This is a genomic window from Vibrio sinaloensis (assembly GCF_000808535.1).
In the GTDB taxonomy this organism is placed as follows: Bacteria; Pseudomonadota; Gammaproteobacteria; order Enterobacterales; family Vibrionaceae; genus Vibrio; species Vibrio sinaloensis_D.
In genome coordinates this window covers 744,571-762,007 of sequence record NZ_JWLV01000001.1, presented here as the reverse complement: position 1 = coordinate 762,007, position 17,437 = coordinate 744,571, and the positions used below count along the sequence as shown (strand labels likewise).

Sequence of the window (17,437 nt, the reverse complement as noted above, 5' to 3'; positions counted from 1 at the left end):
GGGCGCGTCACATTAATGACAATTATGAAAGCAACTCTCTCAATGTCAGCGGAGACTGTGTTAGCTCAAGATTTTGCGCCGCCGTGTTACCGCACTTATCTTGGTAGCACAAATTGTGCCATGCTCGGAAAATATCCAACATTGGTAGTAGACCACCAGGTCGAAGTTTGCGGCGAGGCTCATTGATAAAACTTTCGAATAGGGTTTGAAAGCGTTGTTGGTAGAACGCCGTTTTTCGAATTGAAGCCTTTTGCAACCAGTATTCAGGTTCGTTTTGTTGACCCGCTAGGTAACAAATGCCTTTTGAATTATTACCAACCGAACTGATTGCCCAGCGATCTCGCCACCATCCCATATGAACAATGTCAATCTTGTCGATTGCACTGCCTGTCTGCCACTGGCTGTCTTCCTCTACGTACATCAAGTCGATATTTTGGCGCTGAATTCTTGGCAAGAACACGCTCAACGCTGCCGAGCGAAGGACGGGATCTTGTGGCAAGTAAATGCTGACTCGGCTCTCTTCTTGACACATATCTAGAACGTGCAAAAAGTGAGCGTACGAGGTGTAAGGAGGTCGAATCAACGCGCCTTTTGAAGGGTAATTGAATACCGTCAAGTTGCCCATTGGATCTTCAACATTGCCACGTGCCAGAATGGTTTGATATTGCTGGTCTATACGTTCCTTCAGCACCGGAGAGGGACTGGGTGCAGGCATGTTTGCTTCTGACGAGTGATCGCGTGAAACAAAACGTGATGGTGTTGAGTACGGATCGTGATCGACGCTTCCACTTGGCTCTTCTTGAGCCGAGTAATTGACGTGTTGGCACAATATATAGCCACTGTTGGCTTCGCCAGTTGCCATCCAAAGGACGCCATTGTTGCTTTTAGGCTGCAACTGTACGTAGTGGGAAGCAAACTCATAGGATTGTGCGTGGTTAACCCATCTCGCGTCGAACATCGCCAACTTGCGTCGGCAACGACTTGCGATATGGTCCAAGTGGTCATAAAACGTTTTTGGATTGATCTCTAATTTGCGGCAAATCTCGCGGACAGAGTAGCCCATAAAGAGCAAGCCAAGCAGGTTTTCTTGGAAATGAAGTTTTTTATTGGCTCCAGACCATTTATCGACGAAGGTCGTCTGACAGCACTTGCAGCGATAGCGTTGGCGGTCACCGCTGTAACCAAACGCATGATAAAGGTGCTTGTGGGTATGGACTGATAAGCCAAAGTTTTCGCAATCATCGTTGCGGCAGGCTGGGAGCCCATCGCTATGAAGATGACGTAAGCGGTGAAGCTCGTTGAGAACTTCTTGGTTGTTAAGTAAGGGGGGGAAAGCACCGCACTCCCGACAAACCATCGCAGGTCGTTTAGGGTTCGCATGTTGCACAACGTAACGATATGCATCACTCAATCCAAAGTTGTCACACGCCAATGTTTTACAAAAGTTGAGCTGTAAACCTTCTGCTTCCTGTGGCAGTTTGCCAGTTGTCACTATCTCCCCCTCGGGATTATTCGGGCCACCAAGCAGACACTTGGTGGCAAAGTAAATCGAATTAGATGTTGATTGCTGTCTCTAGCGCCACTTTCATCATGTCATTGAACGATTTTTGACGCTCTTCTGAGCTAAGTTTTTCGCCACGGATGATGTGGTCAGAAACGGTTAGAATCGTTAGTGCTTTTGCACCTAGGTCTGCTGCAACACCGTAGATGCCAGCAGCTTCCATATCTACACCTAGAATGCCTAGTTTTTCCATCTTCTCGAAGATGTCTGCTTCAGGTGTGTAGAAAAGGTCTGCCGAGAATACGTTACCCACTTTTACTGGCACTTCTTGAGCGCGAGCTTGGTTTACCGCTTCTTCTAGTAGGCCGTAATCAGCGATTGCTGCGAAGTCGTGGTTGTTGAAACGGATACGGTTAACTTTAGAGTCAGTAGATGCACCCATACCGATCACAACGTCCATTAGGTTTACGTCGTCACGCACTGCGCCACAGCTACCTACACGGATTACGTTTTTAACGCCGTATTCAGCGATTAGCTCGTGAACGTAGATACAGCATGATGGGATACCCATACCGTGGCCCATTACTGATACTTTCTTACCTTTATAAGTACCTGTAAAACCAAACATGTTACGTACGTCACATACTTGCTTCACGTCTTCTAGGAACGTTTCTGCAATGTATTTAGCGCGTAGCGGGTCACCCGGCATAAGTACTGTTTCTGCAAAATCACCTGGTTGAGCGTTAATGTGTGGGGTTGCCATAGTTGATACTCCAAAGTTATTGATTATTCAGTTTCCTGATTACCAATTTTGTTGATTCTGTTTTATCTGTTGAGGCAATACTAGCTAGATAAGCGCTCGAGCCGTGAGATGTATGTCACAAAAGCACCCAAACTCGAAGTGAAAAAGGCTATTGATAACGTTTTGTGTTGAAAGTGGGTATGCAATCGATTCGGAAAAACGATTGCTTATTTAAAGTGAACTTATTGAGGCAATTTATCGTAACGTTCATCTGTGTGTACAAAAATAATTTTTGTATAACATGAGAAAATTGTGCTAATAATTATACAAACAAAAAATTTGTACACCTTTGAGAGGACAGTATGATGAGCAATGTAATCAATATCGGTATCAGTTCATGTGTGCTAGGCGAAAACGTGCGTTTCGACTCAGGGCATAAGATCAGTAAATTCGTCACCAAAGAGTTGGCGCCCTACTTCAACTTTATGCCTATTTGTCCAGAAGTCGGTATGGGCATGCCGGTTCCAAGACCCACTATTCGCTTGATGTCGAATGAAGAGCGAATCGAACTTGTTGAAACCAAAAATCCCGACAACAAGCACACTGAAGCCATGATCGATTATTCTGAGAAGAAGGTTGCTGAGCTTGTTGATCAAGAGCTTTGTGGTTACATCGTCTGTGCTAAGTCGCCAACGTGTGGCATGGAGCGTGTGAAGGTTTACAGCAAGAACAGCGCTGCGAAAGAAGGCATTGGCTTGTACACCAAAACTTTGATGGAAAAAATGCCGTGGTTACCAGTAGAAGAAGATGGTCGTCTAAATGATCCTGTATTGAAAGAGAACTTCATTACTCGCATATACACACTGCATGACTACTACCAGTCTGTAGGCCATAACCTAACACGTGGAGCGATTGTGGCCTTCCACTCTCGCTATAAGTTAACGCTCATGGCTCATCACCCAGAATCTTATAAGAAACTCGGCCAGTTGGTCGCCAATATTTCTGACTACGATCTTGAGGAATTCTTCAAGCTGTATCGAGAAGGGTTGATGAAAGCGATGGCTCACAGAGCAAGCCGAAAGAACAATACCAATGTTCTAATGCACTTGCAGGGTTACTTCAAGCGAGACCTAGATAAAGAAAAGAAAGCGGAGCTTTGCCAAGTGATCGATGACTATCGTGTTGGTCTGATACCGTTATTAGCACCACTGACGCTGATTAAACACTATTTAGCGACCCATCCGGACAGTTATTTGCAACAACAAAAATATTTTGACCCATATCCGCAGGAGTTACGTTTACGTTATGGATTGTAATGAAAAACAGTATGCCATCAGAGAAGTCTCAGAGTTGACTGGTGTGAAGCCCGTCACTTTGCGAGCGTGGCAGCGTCGATACAACCTGATTAAACCCATGAGAACTGAAAAGGGCCATCGTCTATATAAAGAAGAAGACATTGCTCGTATTCGGTCTATTCAAACCTGGCTGGACAAGGGGGTCTCTATTGGCAAGGTAAAAGCGTTGTTAGACGCAGAATCCTTAGTCGAGGATCAAGGGGTAGCGATTGACCAACACCTAGAAGAAGTGGATAAGGTTACCGCTGCTCTTGCCATACTCAATAAAAAGCGGGTCGAATCGACCATTAATACGGTGCTAAAAGAGTATCCATTGCCTGCGGTCATTCAACAGTTCGTGAAGCCGATCTATGAATCGCTCTCTTTAGTAAAGCGCAACCAACAGGTACTACAAACGGCATTGTTTAATGGTCTGCTAATCGCAAAGTTAGAAGCGATCATTGAAGCAGAAAACAAAGCATCGTATCGAGGCAAGTGCTTGTTCATCAATTTTGATCCAAGTCGAGATATCGAGAGTCGTTTGTGGGCGGCAAAATTATCTGATGATGGATGGAACATGACGCTGCTAGATGGCGTTGATGATGTGTCAGGGCTCGTTCGGGCAGAATTTGATACGCAATTTGATTCGATAGCGCTCTATAGCCCACGTCCGCTCACCGAGCAGCAAATGGGTGGTATTGAGAGTGTGAGAGGCGGGTTTTCCGGTCAGTTTTTCATGTCCGACGTGCTAGCCGCTTACGAGGAATATAGATGAGAATTGTATGGCTGAGGCGCGATTTGCGCACAATCGACAATACGGCACTGAACGTGGCGATTGAGAGCGGAGAACCAGTAATAGCAGCATTTGTGGCAACGCCTGATAGTTGGCGTGAGCATAAAATGGCGCCTATCCAAGCGGATTTGATCAAAAGGCGGCTTGTCGAACTCAAGAGCGAGCTTTCTGAGTTGAACATTCCCCTAATCTATTCCGAAGCTCCAGATTATCCGTGCAGTGTCGATGTGGTGTTAAGTTGGGTTAAGCAATATGGTGTGACCAACGTCCACGTCAATAAAGAGTACGAGCTGAACGAAGTGAGTCGCGACGATAAGGCTGAGAGCAAGCTCTCTGAACTGGGAGTGATGCTGCATCGCTATGACGACAAGTGCCACTTTGCGCCAGGCAGTGTCGTAAACAAGCAGGGGCATTACTTTAAAGTCTTTACTCCTTATAAACGTGCCTACTTACAGAAACTTGAGCAATACCCTGTGCACGTTCAGCCAGCAAAAAGCGCGGTAGAGCATGGCCGAGAGCTGCGACCACAAGACATATTGCAACATGATATGACGTTCAGCTACCCGACGGAGTGTAGTGATGCTTACCCCGCAAAAACAGCACAGATCCTTGAGTTGTTGCGAGCGTTTGTCAATGAACGCAGTGACGATTATCAAGTAGACCGTGATTTCCCGTCTATTGAGGGTACCAGCCGATTGTCTCCTTATTTAGCGATTGGTGCATTGTCTGTCAGGCAATGTATGGCAAGGCTACTTTATGAGCAAATACCTCCCTTGAGTGAAGGACGTCAAACTTGGTTGAGTGAGCTAATTTGGCGAGAGTTTTATCAGCATCTTATCTATTTTGAGCCAAAGCTGAGTCGTGGAGAGAGTTTCCTTCCTTGGGGGAGACACCTCACATGGCAGAATGATGAGAAGCGCATTCAGGCTTGGAAGGAAGGTATGACGGGTTACCCCATTGTCGATGCGGCAATGCGCCAGTTAAACCAAACGGGGTGGATGCACAATCGATTAAGAATGATCGCCGCCAGTTTTCTTATTAAAGATCTGCAAGTGGATTGGCGGATTGGTGAGGATTACTTTATGAGCAAACTAATCGATGGAGAATACTCAGCCAATAACGGAGGGTGGCAGTGGTGTGCGTCAACGGGTTGCGATGGCCAGCCCTATTTTCGAATATTCAATCCAACCACACAAGGGGAGCGGTTCGATCCGAAGGGTGATTTTGTTCGCCACTGGGTCCCTGAGCTTAAGAATGTTCCTGATAAGTATATTCATCAACCAAGCAAGTGGGCCAATGCAAAAGGCGTGTCATATCCTTCGCCAATAGTTGATCACAAGGCTCAAAGAGAGATAACCTTAGCCAACTATAAAAATGCTAAGGATTTCATGGATGCTACGTAAACTCGTTGCTCTGGGTTGTTGTTTTGCCTCGCAAGTATTCGCGGCTAGCTACCCGCTACCTCCAGAAGGGAGCAACATTGTCGGGCGAACTCAGTACCACCAAGTTGATGAAGGCGAAACCTTGGCGGAAATTGCCAAGCAATATGATGTTGGCTTTCTCTCATTGATGGCGGCAAATAAAGGCGTTGATCCGTTTCTGCCTAAAGCCGGTTACGTATTGACGATTCCGACGCAAATCATTTTGCCGCAAGTTGAACGTGAAGGTGTCGTGATAAATCTAGCTGAGCTAAGGCTGTATTACTTCGAGCCTGACTCCGGTCTGGTTCACATTTTCCCAGTGGGGATTGGTCGAGTCGGGCGCGATACGCCGGAAATGTCGACCACGATCAGCCAGAAGCGTCCTAATCCAACGTGGACGCCACCTGCGTCTATTCGTAAAGAGTATTTAGCGAAAGGAATAGAACTTCCTGCTGTGGTTCCCGCAGGTCCCGAAAACCCACTCGGTGAATACGCACTTCGTCTCGCTTATGGCGCGGGTGATTATCTGATTCATGGCACCAACAAAGATTTCGGTATTGGCCTGCGCGTAAGTTCGGGTTGTATTCGGATGGAGCCGAAAGATATCGACTGGTTGTTTCCCAAAGTCTCGCTGGGAGAGAAAGTACGGGTGATCAATGAGCCAATTAAGGTTTCGCTCGAACCCGATCGCAGTGTGTTTATTGAAGCCCACGAACCTCTGACCAGAAGTGATGGTTCCAAAAAGAGCTTAGAAATGCCGCTTGAGCTAGGCTGGTGGTTGGAAGAGTTTGATCATTCAGATGTGAAGGCTAGGGCCGCAATCTTGGCGCAGAATGGTGTGCCTGTTGAGATTGTTGCTCCGACGTTTGTCAATTAGCTTAGTCTCTTAACAGAAAAAAGAAAGGGTCTGCATTTGCAGACCCTTTCTTTAAGAAGACGTTATTACTTAGTGTAAGACTGAGCAATGTTGTCGATACGCTCGTTAGCGCGTGACGCTTCTTCTTGTGCAGACATTGCAGCGTCGCCAGACTTACGAACTTCAGATTGAAGTGCTTGAACGTCTTGGCTTAGTTGGCTAACTTGGTTGCTTAGCTCATCCATCTTAGCGGTTGTTGCTGCATCTGGACCAGAAGCACAACCAGCTAGTAGAAGTACAGAAGACGCTGCAGCTGCGATCAACATTTTGTTCATAATCGAACTCCTTGAAATATATGTATCAATAAAGTCGTCCTATACCTTCTCTTGCGTATAGTGACGTGAATAGTGTAGTGCTAATTTTACGCTTGCTAAAGCAGAATAAAGTCAAAAAAACCCAAGAATTTAAGCAATTATCCAATAAGTTGAGCTGAGTCTCATTGGTGAGAGCTATAATTACATCGGTTTTTGAGAACGATTCTTATCCATTTTCGACCATCAAGTGATATTTAATGTGATCACTATCTACTTTGGGTAAATCTAGGTATCATAGCCTGTTTTTACTCATTTTCTGTTCCAACTCACTCTTTTTGAGTGATGGAAAATATTGCTGCACCAATGGAGAATACTTTGCATTTTAAAGATTTAGGCTTAGACAACCGCTTGTTAAAAAACTTAAAACATCTCGATTTTAAGAAAGCAACGGAGATCCAGCAAAAAGCAATACCGGTCGCGATTGCTGGTAAAGACTTGTTGGCTTCGTCAAAAACAGGTTCAGGTAAAACGCTTGCCTTTGTTTTGCCTATGCTGCACAAGTCGTTAAAGAGCAAAGCGTTTTCTGCCAAAGATCCTCGTGCTGTGATTCTAGCGCCAACGCGTGAGCTTGCAAAACAGGTGTACGGAGAGCTGCGCACAATGTTGGCTGGCTTGTCTTATGACGCCACTTTGATCGTTGGTGGTGAAAACTTTAATGACCAAGTAAAAGCCCTACGAAAGTACCCTAAGTTTATTGTCGCGACCCCAGGTCGTTTGGCGGATCACCTAGAGCATCGTTCGCTTTTCTTAGAAGGGTTAGAAACCTTGGTTCTTGATGAAGCAGACCGTATGCTCGACCTTGGTTTTGCACCAGAGTTACGCCGTATTCATAATGCGGCAAAACACCGTCGTCGCCAGACTTTGATGTTCTCTGCGACATTGGATCATGCGGAAGTGAACGATATCGCTTTTGAAATGTTGAATGCACCAAAGCGCATTGCTGTCGGAGTCTCGAATGAAGAGCACAAGGACATCACTCAGAAGTTTTACCTGTGTGATCACCTTGATCACAAAGAGGCGATATTGGAGCGTGTGCTGCAAGAAGCAGAGTACAAGCAGATCATTATCTTTACGGCAACACGAGCTGACACTGATCGTTTGACCGAAAAACTCAATGAGAAAAAGCTGAAAGCAATCGCGCTAAGTGGCAATCTAAATCAAACTCAGCGCAACACCATCATGAGCCAGTTTGAGCGAGCGGTGTTTAAGATTTTGGTTACGACAGATGTTGCTTCTCGTGGCCTTGATATTGCGAATGTTACCCACGTAATCAACTTTGATATGCCAAAACACACGGAAGAATACGTTCACCGAGTGGGTCGTACTGGTCGTGCTGGCAATAAAGGGGATGCGATCTCATTGGTTGGTCCGAAAGACTGGGACAGCTTTAAACGCGTCGAAGCCTACTTACAGCAAGACCTGAGCTTTTCAGAGCTTGAAGGTTTAAAAGGGAAATTCAAAGGGTTAAAACCGCGCAAGCCAGATTTCCGTAACAAGGGTAAAGTGACTAAGAGTGCTAAACCTCAAGCGAAGAAAGCAGTTAAGAAACCAGTGAAGCGTGATAAGAGCTTCCACCAAAACGTAGCTGTGGGTGATAGTGTGTTCATCCCGAAAAAGAAAGTTGCTCCGAAAGCGGACGACGAATAAACAGGTCAAACAAAACAGAAAGGGGCTGCCAATTGGCAGCCCCTTTTTTGCTTAAATACCGCGGTTAGACCTTGAAGAACCCCAGTTGTTGCTTTTGGTTTTCCGCTAGCGTTGATAACTCTTGGCTTGCGGCAGCAGCTTGGGTAATTCCGGTTACATTTTGGCTTACAAGCTCGTAAATGTTGCTCAGGTTGTTGTTTACGTCAGAGGTCACTTGCCCTTGCTCTTCCGATGCAACGGCGACTTGAGCGTTTATAGTTGTCAGTTCTGAGATTGAGGCGCTAATGTTACCCAAGGACTCTCTAACCTTGCTGGCTTGGTCTTGATTGTGACTCAGTAGCTCTAAGCTCGAGTTCATGCTCTCATTCGCGCTTCCTGATTGTCTTTGCAGCTCTTCGATAATGACTTGGATCTCTTTGGTTGATTCTTGCGTGCGTGCTGCAAGCATACGGACTTCATCTGCGACAACGGCAAAACCGCGACCACTCTCGCCTGCTCGAGCCGCTTCGATCGCAGCATTGAGAGCAAGTAAGTTGGTTTGCTCTGAAATGCTTTCGATAACTTCAATGACTTTACCAATTTGCTCAGATTGCTCTTTCAGTGAGTTTACTACTGTTGCGGCTTCTGAAAGCTGATGAGCCATTTTCTCACTTGAACGCGTGTTCTGTTCAAACACGGCAAGGCTCTCACGTGCAAGTTTGTCAGCACGTGTAGAGGCAGAATCGGCTCGATTAGCGTTTTCGGTGACCTCAGAAGCGGTACTTTCCATTTGGTTTATGGCAGCTGCCACGTGCTCAACTTCGTTCTTCTCTTGATCGGAGTTTGCACTTGACTGTGTCATTACTGCCGCAAGTTCAGTCGAAGCAGAAGCAACATCAACACTGATTCGTACCAGCGCGTCTACGGTTCCTTGTAGCTGCTTAACCGTCGAGTTGAAGTCTTGTGATAGCGCAGTGATTTCGTTGTTACCCTCAACGCTTACCTCCGTTTTGAGGTTGCCTTGAGCAAGCTCTTTCATTGCTTTTTGCAGTGATTTGATTGGGGTAACGATGATACCTGCCAGCAGCCAGCTTATCACTAGAGCGGTACCAAGCACGGCAAGTAAGCCGAGGATCGCGTTAAACATCACATTCGAGTGACTGGTTTGGTTGGCTGCGACTTCGTGCAATGCAATTTCGTTGAGCTTAGCGGACAAGTCGTCGATCGCTTTTACCATCGCGTTGCCCTTGGTTCGGTATACGTTTGATGCTTGTTCGTACTGTTGCTCAAACGCCGCAGACAATGATTCGCTAGCGTGTTTGGTCTTTAGCAAGGGCGTCATTGTATCAATAGAGTAGCTCACGTAATCGTCGATGGCGTTGCGCATCGCTTTCACCTCTGCCTCGAGGCCTTTAACTTGAGCTAGGGAGTCCAACAAGCGGAAATTGGTTTGTTTTTTGGATTCCAAAGTCGTTGCAAGTTGCGCTACATCATCGGATCTAAAAAGGCTGTAAATGGCTTTAATGCGCATTCCGTAGGTGTTGTCGATGATTTTGGTGAGTTCATCCTTGTGGGTGACCAAGTTTTCGGTAGAGATGGTTACTTGATTGAATACATTTTTCAGATTTGAAGTGCTGTAACTGATACCTGCAACGAGAAGTAACAAAGTAAAAATAACAGGCACAACCACCTGAAGCTTAATAGACAAGCCACTGAGTAGTTGGCGCATGAAAGGTCCTCTTCATAAAAAAGCAATGTAATAGTAAATAAATTATTATTTTTATTAGTTTCGAGAATGATTCTAATTCCCTGCGAGGATAATTCAATACACAAATTTAGAGTTGTGTGCAATTTTTGATAGGACGTTATGCAACTTAATTTATTTAATTTTCAGTGGTTTATGTAACTAATTGCATCAATTATTATAATCCAGCTGACACAGTTTCTCACAATAATTGATTCATAACTCAATGTGTATTGGAGGAGAAAGAGCAAAACTAAGCTGTCATAGAGGCTTCAACTAAGTGAAACACAACTGTCACATAAGGGTCCTAAAGTGAGCATCGTTCAAGTGAAACACAACGGCAATAAAGCCAATTAAGGATATTGTGATGAAAAAGACAGTTATCGGTGCAATCGCACTTCTAGGCGCAATGGCAGTGACTTCAGTTTCTGCTAAAGAAACGATCTCTGCAGTGGGCTCTAGCAGCGTAACTCCACTGATGGAAGTTTTCTCTGAAACATACATGAAGACAAACTCAGATGTATTTATTGAAGTTCAAGGCCCAGGTTCTTCTGCAGGTGTAAAAGCGGCGAAAAACGGCAGTGCTGACCTAGGTATGTCTTCTCGTAACCTAAAAGATTCCGAAAAAGAGCCTGCTCTTAAAGAGCTTACAGTGGCAATGGACGGTATCGCAGTTGTTGTTAACCCGAAAAACGACCTTAGTGGTCTAACTGCTGAGCAAGTCACAGCAATCTACAAAGGCGAAATCACTAACTGGAAAGATGTTGGTGGCGCAGACAAGCCTATCGTTGCTATCACTCGTGACACAGCTTCAGGTACTCGTGGTGCTTTCGAAGACATCATGAAACTGAAAAAGAAAATCTCTGGTAAGAAAGTTTCTGCAATCTCTCAGCGCGCTCAAGTTGCTAACGGTAACGGTGCTCTAAAAACAATGGTGGCATCTAACCCTTACGCAATTGGCTACATTTCTCTGGGCACCGTTGACGCTTCAGTTAACGCACTATCTATCGATGGCACGCCAGCGTCTGTTGATAATGTGAAGAACGGCTCTTACAAAGTGGCACGTCCATTCCTTGTACTTTACAAAGAAGGTAAGCCATCAGCACAAACTCAGAAGTTCCTAGAGTGGATGGTATCTGATGACGCACAAGCGCTTGTAGATAAGAAAGGCTACATCTCAGTTAACTAATCCCAGCAAATCTACTTAATTGCTCAGCCTAATTTTGGGCTGAGCCTTTTCTGACTCTGAAACGATTCTTTTCGTTCTCCAGGTAAGAATTTTATGACCATCGCAACCAATAGTGAAAAGCTTATGAATACTGAAGCGACTCAAGTTTCTAAGCCAGCATTACGAGAGCGCAAACGCGTTGACTGGAAAGAGCGCATCTTCCATGGCCTGTTTCTAGCGAGTGCCGTAATCGGTATCGTCTCACTGGCAATTATTGCTTACTTCATTGTTAAAGAATCCATCCCTGCATTCCAAGAAGCGGGAGTGTCGGGCATTGTCCTTGGCCAAGATTGGCTACCACCGGCGCTGTACGGCGTTGCAACCATGATTGTTGCTTCTGTTGTTTCCACATTTGGTGCCGTTATAGTGGGTGTACCCGTAGGTGTATTGACCGCAATTTTCATCGCTGAAATCGCGCCGAAACGTGTCGCCGATGTTATTCGTCCGGCGGTTGAACTTTTGGCGGGTATTCCATCAGTGGTATATGGCTTTTTTGGCTTGGTTATCATCGTTCCCCTAATTCAAAATATCTTCCAAGTGCCAGCAGGCAACACAATTTTGGCGGGTATTATTGTTTTGGGTGTCATGATTCTACCAACAGTGATAACCGTTTCTGAAACGTCTATTCGCGCAGTTCCTCGCACTTACAAAGAAGGCTCGCTAGCGCTTGGAGCATCTAAGATCTACACCATTTTTAAGCTCCTTGTTCCAGCAGCTCGCAGCGGCATTATGACTGGGGTCATCCTCGGTATCGGTCGTGCACTTGGTGAGACTATGGCCATCATCATGGTAATGGGTAACGCCCCCGCGATGCCTGAGGGTATATTGGACTCTGCGCGTACACTAACAGCTAATATTGCGATTGAAATGTCCTACGCAAGTGGTGTTCACGCTAATGCACTTTACGCTACAGGTGTCGTATTGCTTGTCTTCATCATGATGCTCAATGCTGCTCTTCTTTATCTCAATCGCGAAAAAGCGAAATAAGCGATAGGTGACGATTATGGACCGCGCAAAACTAAAACAATCTCGAGAGTTTAAGGACAAGATCCTAAACGGTTTTATCTGGGCCGCTGCTGCTTTAACGGTAGGCTTCCTGTTCTGGATCATCTGGTACATTTTATCGAATGGTCTAAAGCACGTTGATTGGGCATTCATTACTGATAACTACACGGCGACTGGGGAAGAGAAAGGTATTTTCCCGATGATAGTAGCGACTATCTACATGGTTATCGCTTCGATTGCAGTGGCAGCGCCACTGGGCATTATGACGGCCATCTACTTAACGGAGTATGCCAAAGTTGGCAGTAAGCTGGTGAAAGTTATTCGTTTCTGTACCGAGTCATTGGCGGGTATACCATCGATTATCTTCGGTCTATTTGGTATGACATTCTTCGTCGCGATTCTCGGTCTGGGCTTCTCGATCCTTTCGGGCGCATTGACTTTGAGTATCCTGATTCTGCCTGTCATTATCCGCACGACGGAAGAAGCATTGATGGCTGTGCCACAAACCTATCGTGAGGGCTCTTACGCGCTAGGCTCTTCGAAAATTTACACTATCTGGCGTTTAATCTTACCCAGTGCGACACCTGGTATCTTAACTTCGGTCATTCTTAGTATTGGTCGTGTCATTGGTGAATCGGCCCCTGTTTTTCTAACAGCAGGCATGGTTGCTCGAGTTCCGGACTCTTTGCTCGATTCGGGACGAACGCTGACCGTTCACCTATACAAGCTGACTACCGAGCTGTTCACAATTGAAGAGTGGAACCAAGCTTACGGTACAGCGACAGTGCTGATTGTCGTGGTCTTATTAATCAACATGACGACGAAGCTTATTGCTAGCCGCTTCAACAAAGCGACTTACTAATCGCACACAAACACGAACTAAAGAATTGAAGAGATTAAGAAAATGAACAAGTTTGATATTGAGAATCTAGACCTATATTACGGTGACAACCAAGCACTAAAAGCGATCAATTTGCCGATTCCAACTCGCCAAGTAACGGCACTTATCGGCCCATCAGGTTGCGGAAAATCGACGCTATTACGTTGTCTAAACCGCATGAATGATCTCATTGAAGGCGTGAAAATCACCGGTAAGCTGGATATGGATGGTACCGATATTTATGGCAATATCGATGTAGCGGACCTGCGTATTAAAGTTGGCATGGTGTTCCAAAAGCCAAACCCGTTTCCAATGAGCATTTATGAGAACGTGGCGTATGGTCTGCGTGCTCAAGGTGTGAAAGACAAAAAGCACATTGATGAAGTGGTTGAGCGATCTCTACGCGGTGCGGCACTATGGGACGAAGTAAAAGATCGTCTTAAGTCTCACGCATTTGGTCTTTCGGGTGGTCAGCAGCAGCGTTTATGTATTGCACGTACCATCGCGATGGAGCCGGATGTGATCCTGATGGATGAGCCTACCTCTGCGTTGGATCCCATTGCGACGCATAAAATTGAAGAGTTGATGGAAGAGCTGAAAAAGAACTACACCATCGTCATCGTGACGCATTCTATGCAGCAAGCGCGTCGTATCTCTGACCGGACCGCATTCTTTCTAATGGGGGAGTTAGTGGAACACGATGAAACGCAAAACATCTTTAGTTCACCAAAAGATGATCGCACCAAAGGTTATGTCAACGGTGATTTCGGTTAACTCTAAACGCTATTTACTGGCAATATCACTATAACTATAAGCGATGGTACTTTTGCCCCTCTTTATGAGGGGCTTTTTTGTTTTTTAGCTTTCCAATGTAACAAGGTTGAAAATAAAAAATGCATAAAACAAAGTACTAGAACAAAAGTTTATTAATTGGAGCATTTGTAAGATAAAGGTGCTAGTTGTTGGTCGAATCAACTAATGGATAATTACTGTCTGCGAAAGCTGTTTTTCACATTTATTCGAGTTAAATCGCGTTAAATTTCACTTTCTCAATATTGAGAAAATTTACACTCTCAATTAAAAGAACTCTAGTAATAAGGTATTAAAGGGTGTTTGTTTTTCGGTGAAAAATATTCAGACTATATACGCTATAAAAATGAGATTCAGAAATTGGATTTCGACAGACAACAATTATTTTTGCTTAAGTACTTTGGGGGCTAAACCTAAGGGCGGTAGCGTTGAACGACAGAGATAGGCCTAATAACTCATATGGAAACTGGATATCCTATTAAGCAGCATGGAGAAGAATCGGTACTGATGTATCGATTTTTCGATATATTTATCATCAGTTTTGTTCTTATTGTCACAACACTTATCTATGTAGAAGAGTTTTCATCTCTTTATAAGGTAATTTTATCTTTCGTTTTAGTGTCTTATTACTTAGCTGCTGAAGTCTCTGGGGTATACCGCACACACAAGCGTGTTTCGTTAAATCAACTTCTAGTAACAGTTCTTATTTCCTGGCTTATCTGTATTGCAATCTCATTAGCAATAGGTTTCTTCCTTAAGGTTTCAGATTCGTATTCTCGTGTCGTACTTGGTGTGTGGTTCCTAGTGACTCCCGTATCTTTGATGTTATGGCGATGGGCAGTATTTGCATTACCCGAGCGTTTAAGGCCAGATGATTGTTACCGTAATAAATCTATCATTATTGGTGCGACTCGAGCAGGGTTGCTACTAGGAAAAGAATTAGAGAAAAATAAACACAATGGCGAGACGTTAGTTGGTTTTTACGATGACAGAACGTTAGAAAGGATTGAAGATAGTTTAGGCGCTGTCCAAACCAATCTAAAAATGTTGGGCAACATTGATGACGCCTTATTGCTAGCCAAACACGGAAGTGTAAAGAACGTTTATGTCGCTCTTCCAATGGAAGCTGCAAAGCGTATCAAACAAATTCTGAATGCCTTTGCTGACTCTAACGCACATGTGCATATTGTCCCTGACTTTTTCACTTTTGATTTACTGCACTCTAGGTGGAATAGCATAGGTAACGTCGTGACGCTCAGTGTACATGATACTCCTTTTCGAGGTTTTTCATCGGTGATTAAACGGATTGAAGATGTAGTTTTATCCATTCTTATCATTCTAGCAATAGCACCAATCCTTCTATTTGTCGCCGTCGGTGTAAAGCTTTCTTCCCCGGGTCCAATTATTTTCAAACAAGATCGCTATGGGTTAGATGGTCGTTCGATAAAAGTTTGGAAATTCCGTTCAATGCGAGCAACAGATAATGGCCCTGTTGTTAAGCAAGCGACTAAGGGAGACCCGAGAGTCACGAAATTTGGCGCTTTTATAAGGCGGACCTCTTTAGATGAACTGCCGCAATTTTTCAACGTGTTGACCGGACAAATGTCGATTGTTGGTCCAAGACCTCATGCCATTGCGCACAACGAAGAGTATAGAGGACTGATAGATAAGTATATGCTTCGTCATCATGTCAAACCCGGAATAACAGGTTGGGCACAGGTAAACGGCTACCGGGGCGAAACTGACACGCTCGATAAAATGCAGAAAAGAGTCGAGTACGACTTAACCTACATTCAAAACTGGACACTGTGGTTAGATATCAAAATAGTCTATCTAACGATTTTCAAAGGTTTCACTGGTAAAACAGCTTACTAAAGGATTATCCATGAAGATATCGAACAAGATACTGCCTGCTCTTGCCTTATCTATTGTCGGGAGTCATGCCCATGCAGCTCTGGAAGGAAATGGATATGTAACGGAATCTGGAATAAAAGTAATTCCGATTTTTAACAGTGCTTATGAATACAATGACAACATAGGTCGATACTCTAAGCAAGAGAACCCCGAGTCTTCATCTTTAATCGTACTTGAGCCAGGTGTTGCTTTGCAGGCTGAGAGAGGGGAGAGCCTGTATCAACTACTCTATCAAGTGTCTTCTGGTACTTACTTCGACAGTCGTGACGATAACTACATTGATCATCGCTTTGTAAGCGAAAACTTCATTTCGATCAATCGCCGCAACTCGTTGTCTATCGACTATGCATTTTTATACCAACATGAAGAGCGTGGTACTGGTATTCTTGCTGGGGACAATTTGTCGACTATTGCTGAAAGTCCGGTAGAGTTTTCCGTTCATAAAGCGAGTATCACTCATGCTTATGGTTCTGACGAAGCAAAGGGGCGAATTGAGTCATCTCTTCGCTTGGAAGACAAAAACTATCAAAATTATAGAAACATCAAAGAACCTCAATTTACCCCATTAAGTACCAAATACAAAGACTACTTTGAGTTTGGTATCGGAATGGCGTTTTACTATCGAGCGTTACCCGCAACTCAGTTATTAGTGGAAGTAGATGTTAATAATCGAGACTATAAATACGATGGAACAGATACAACTACGTCTCAAGATAGCGTAGATAGATTTCTACTAACAGGTGCAACTTGGGATATTACCGGAAAAACCAAAGGTAAACTGCGATTAGGTTTCCAAAACAAGTCTTATTCTGAAGCAGAAAAAGTGGACTTTAATGGCTTTAGTTGGGATTTAGACCTCGAATGGAAACCGCTATCTTATTCTACGGTGCTTGTCTCTGCCGCCCAGCGTGCAAAAGATCCTGAGCAAGGTTCTAATTACGTGGATGAAAAGAGTTTTGATTCAAACTGGAAGCACTACTGGCGTTCAAACTTATTTACGAACCTGTCTTTTTTATATGTAAAAGATGACTATTCAGAGTCAACACGTACCGAAGATTTATATAGACTCGGCCTCGGACTAGGATATGGACTACGCGATGATATCGAGATTGGAGCGGGATGGCGTTTAGAGAATAATGACTCATCTATAGAACAAAATAAATATAAACAAAATGTTTACTACGTGTCAGCAAATCTTATTTTCTAACG

General features: G+C 44.4%; 15 protein-coding genes. 11 read left to right on the top strand and 4 right to left on the bottom strand.

Going from position 1 to position 17,437, the window contains the following annotated elements:
- Positions 1–22 precede the first annotated feature (22 nt).
- Positions 23–1,492, bottom strand: a complete 1,470-nt coding sequence (locus tag RJ47_RS03345; protein WP_039481376.1) for a lactate dehydrogenase — start codon at positions 1,490–1,492, stop codon at positions 23–25.
- Between the two features lie 61 nt (positions 1,493–1,553).
- Complete coding sequence (gene deoD / locus RJ47_RS03340; protein WP_005470284.1) at positions 1,554–2,264, bottom strand: purine-nucleoside phosphorylase; 711 nt, start codon at positions 2,262–2,264, stop codon at positions 1,554–1,556.
- A gap of 344 nt (positions 2,265–2,608) precedes the next feature.
- Between deoD and RJ47_RS03335 the strand changes: the two genes are divergently transcribed.
- The 4 genes from RJ47_RS03335 to RJ47_RS03320 are packed head-to-tail and all read left to right on the top strand — an operon-like array spanning position 2,609 to position 6,668.
- Positions 2,609–3,559, top strand: a complete 951-nt coding sequence (locus RJ47_RS03335) for a YbgA family protein (protein ID WP_038188943.1) — start codon at positions 2,609–2,611, stop codon at positions 3,557–3,559.
- Positions 3,549–4,352, top strand: coding sequence for a MerR family transcriptional regulator (locus RJ47_RS03330; protein WP_039481373.1), 804 nt, complete (start codon positions 3,549–3,551; stop codon positions 4,350–4,352). The genes RJ47_RS03335 and RJ47_RS03330 overlap by 11 nt, the downstream gene beginning before the upstream one ends.
- Positions 4,349–5,773: a deoxyribodipyrimidine photo-lyase gene (gene phrB, locus RJ47_RS03325; RefSeq protein WP_039481370.1), complete on the top strand. Its 1,425-nt coding sequence runs from the start codon at positions 4,349–4,351 to the stop codon at positions 5,771–5,773. Before RJ47_RS03330 ends, phrB begins: the two co-directional genes overlap by 4 nt.
- Positions 5,763–6,668: a L,D-transpeptidase family protein gene (locus RJ47_RS03320; RefSeq protein ID WP_005470287.1), complete on the top strand. Its 906-nt coding sequence runs from the start codon at positions 5,763–5,765 to the stop codon at positions 6,666–6,668. The genes phrB and RJ47_RS03320 overlap by 11 nt, the downstream gene beginning before the upstream one ends.
- Before the next feature lie 65 nt (positions 6,669–6,733).
- On the opposite strand, the gene RJ47_RS03315 is transcribed toward RJ47_RS03320, so the two are convergent.
- The gene (locus tag RJ47_RS03315) at positions 6,734–6,982 is read right to left on the bottom strand and encodes an Lpp/OprI family alanine-zipper lipoprotein (protein ID WP_005470243.1); all 249 of its coding nucleotides are present in this window, start codon (positions 6,980–6,982) and stop codon (positions 6,734–6,736) included.
- A 342-nt stretch (positions 6,983–7,324) separates the two neighbouring features.
- Between RJ47_RS03315 and RJ47_RS03310 the strand changes: the two genes are divergently transcribed.
- Entirely contained in the window at positions 7,325–8,668 is a 1,344-nt protein-coding gene (locus tag RJ47_RS03310; RefSeq protein WP_038136097.1) for a DEAD/DEAH box helicase, read from the top strand.
- A 64-nt stretch (positions 8,669–8,732) separates the two neighbouring features.
- On the opposite strand, the gene RJ47_RS03305 is transcribed toward RJ47_RS03310, so the two are convergent.
- The gene (locus tag RJ47_RS03305) at positions 8,733–10,376 is read right to left on the bottom strand and encodes a methyl-accepting chemotaxis protein (protein ID WP_038135243.1); all 1,644 of its coding nucleotides are present in this window, start codon (positions 10,374–10,376) and stop codon (positions 8,733–8,735) included.
- 382 nt (positions 10,377–10,758) lie between these two features.
- On the opposite strand from RJ47_RS03305, the gene RJ47_RS03300 reads away from it, so the two are divergent.
- The 6 genes from RJ47_RS03300 (at position 10,759) to RJ47_RS03275 (ending at position 17,435) form a co-directional block, all read left to right on the top strand.
- The gene (locus RJ47_RS03300; protein ID WP_005470267.1) at positions 10,759–11,580 is read left to right on the top strand and encodes a phosphate ABC transporter substrate-binding protein; all 822 of its coding nucleotides are present in this window, start codon (positions 10,759–10,761) and stop codon (positions 11,578–11,580) included.
- Positions 11,581–11,673: 93 nt separating this feature from the next.
- Complete coding sequence (pstC, locus tag RJ47_RS03295) at positions 11,674–12,606, top strand: phosphate ABC transporter permease subunit PstC (RefSeq protein ID WP_038188250.1); 933 nt, start codon at positions 11,674–11,676, stop codon at positions 12,604–12,606.
- A 16-nt stretch (positions 12,607–12,622) separates the two neighbouring features.
- The gene (gene pstA / locus RJ47_RS03290) at positions 12,623–13,486 is read left to right on the top strand and encodes a phosphate ABC transporter permease PstA (protein WP_005470214.1); all 864 of its coding nucleotides are present in this window, start codon (positions 12,623–12,625) and stop codon (positions 13,484–13,486) included.
- 42 nt (positions 13,487–13,528) lie between these two features.
- Positions 13,529–14,278 carry a phosphate ABC transporter ATP-binding protein PstB gene (gene pstB / locus RJ47_RS03285; protein ID WP_038188252.1) on the top strand — a complete coding sequence of 250 codons (750 nt, stop codon included), beginning with the start codon at positions 13,529–13,531 and terminating at the stop codon, positions 14,276–14,278.
- Positions 14,279–14,773: 495 nt separating this feature from the next.
- Positions 14,774–16,189, top strand: coding sequence for an undecaprenyl-phosphate glucose phosphotransferase (locus RJ47_RS03280; protein WP_039481366.1), 1,416 nt, complete (start codon positions 14,774–14,776; stop codon positions 16,187–16,189).
- A 10-nt stretch (positions 16,190–16,199) separates the two neighbouring features.
- Positions 16,200–17,435 carry an outer membrane beta-barrel protein gene (locus tag RJ47_RS03275; protein ID WP_039481363.1) on the top strand — a complete coding sequence of 412 codons (1,236 nt, stop codon included), beginning with the start codon at positions 16,200–16,202 and terminating at the stop codon, positions 17,433–17,435.
- The last annotated feature ends 2 nt before the right edge of the window (positions 17,436–17,437 follow it).

What these genes read in the sequence shown, in the direction of transcription:
- RJ47_RS03330 (WP_039481373.1), top strand. Translation starts at nt 3,549, where the DNA reads ATGGATTGTAATGAAAAACAGTATGCCATCAGAGAAGTCTCAGAGTTG.
- pstB (WP_038188252.1), top strand. Translation starts at nt 13,529, where the DNA reads ATGAACAAGTTTGATATTGAGAATCTAGACCTATATTACGGTGACAAC.
- RJ47_RS03275 (WP_039481363.1), top strand. Translation starts at nt 16,200, where the DNA reads ATGAAGATATCGAACAAGATACTGCCTGCTCTTGCCTTATCTATTGTC.
- RJ47_RS03315 (WP_005470243.1), bottom strand. Translation starts at nt 6,982, where the DNA reads ATGAACAAAATGTTGATCGCAGCTGCAGCGTCTTCTGTACTTCTACTA.
- RJ47_RS03335 (WP_038188943.1), top strand. Translation starts at nt 2,609, where the DNA reads ATGAGCAATGTAATCAATATCGGTATCAGTTCATGTGTGCTAGGCGAA.
- phrB (WP_039481370.1), top strand. Translation starts at nt 4,349, where the DNA reads ATGAGAATTGTATGGCTGAGGCGCGATTTGCGCACAATCGACAATACG.
- RJ47_RS03280 (WP_039481366.1), top strand. Translation starts at nt 14,774, where the DNA reads ATGGAAACTGGATATCCTATTAAGCAGCATGGAGAAGAATCGGTACTG.
- RJ47_RS03310 (WP_038136097.1), top strand. Translation starts at nt 7,325, where the DNA reads ATGGAGAATACTTTGCATTTTAAAGATTTAGGCTTAGACAACCGCTTG.
- RJ47_RS03305 (WP_038135243.1), bottom strand. Translation starts at nt 10,376, where the DNA reads ATGCGCCAACTACTCAGTGGCTTGTCTATTAAGCTTCAGGTGGTTGTG.
- RJ47_RS03320 (WP_005470287.1), top strand. Translation starts at nt 5,763, where the DNA reads ATGCTACGTAAACTCGTTGCTCTGGGTTGTTGTTTTGCCTCGCAAGTA.
- RJ47_RS03300 (WP_005470267.1), top strand. Translation starts at nt 10,759, where the DNA reads ATGAAAAAGACAGTTATCGGTGCAATCGCACTTCTAGGCGCAATGGCA.
- pstC (WP_038188250.1), top strand. Translation starts at nt 11,674, where the DNA reads ATGACCATCGCAACCAATAGTGAAAAGCTTATGAATACTGAAGCGACT.
- deoD (WP_005470284.1), bottom strand. Translation starts at nt 2,264, where the DNA reads ATGGCAACCCCACACATTAACGCTCAACCAGGTGATTTTGCAGAAACA.
- pstA (WP_005470214.1), top strand. Translation starts at nt 12,623, where the DNA reads ATGGACCGCGCAAAACTAAAACAATCTCGAGAGTTTAAGGACAAGATC.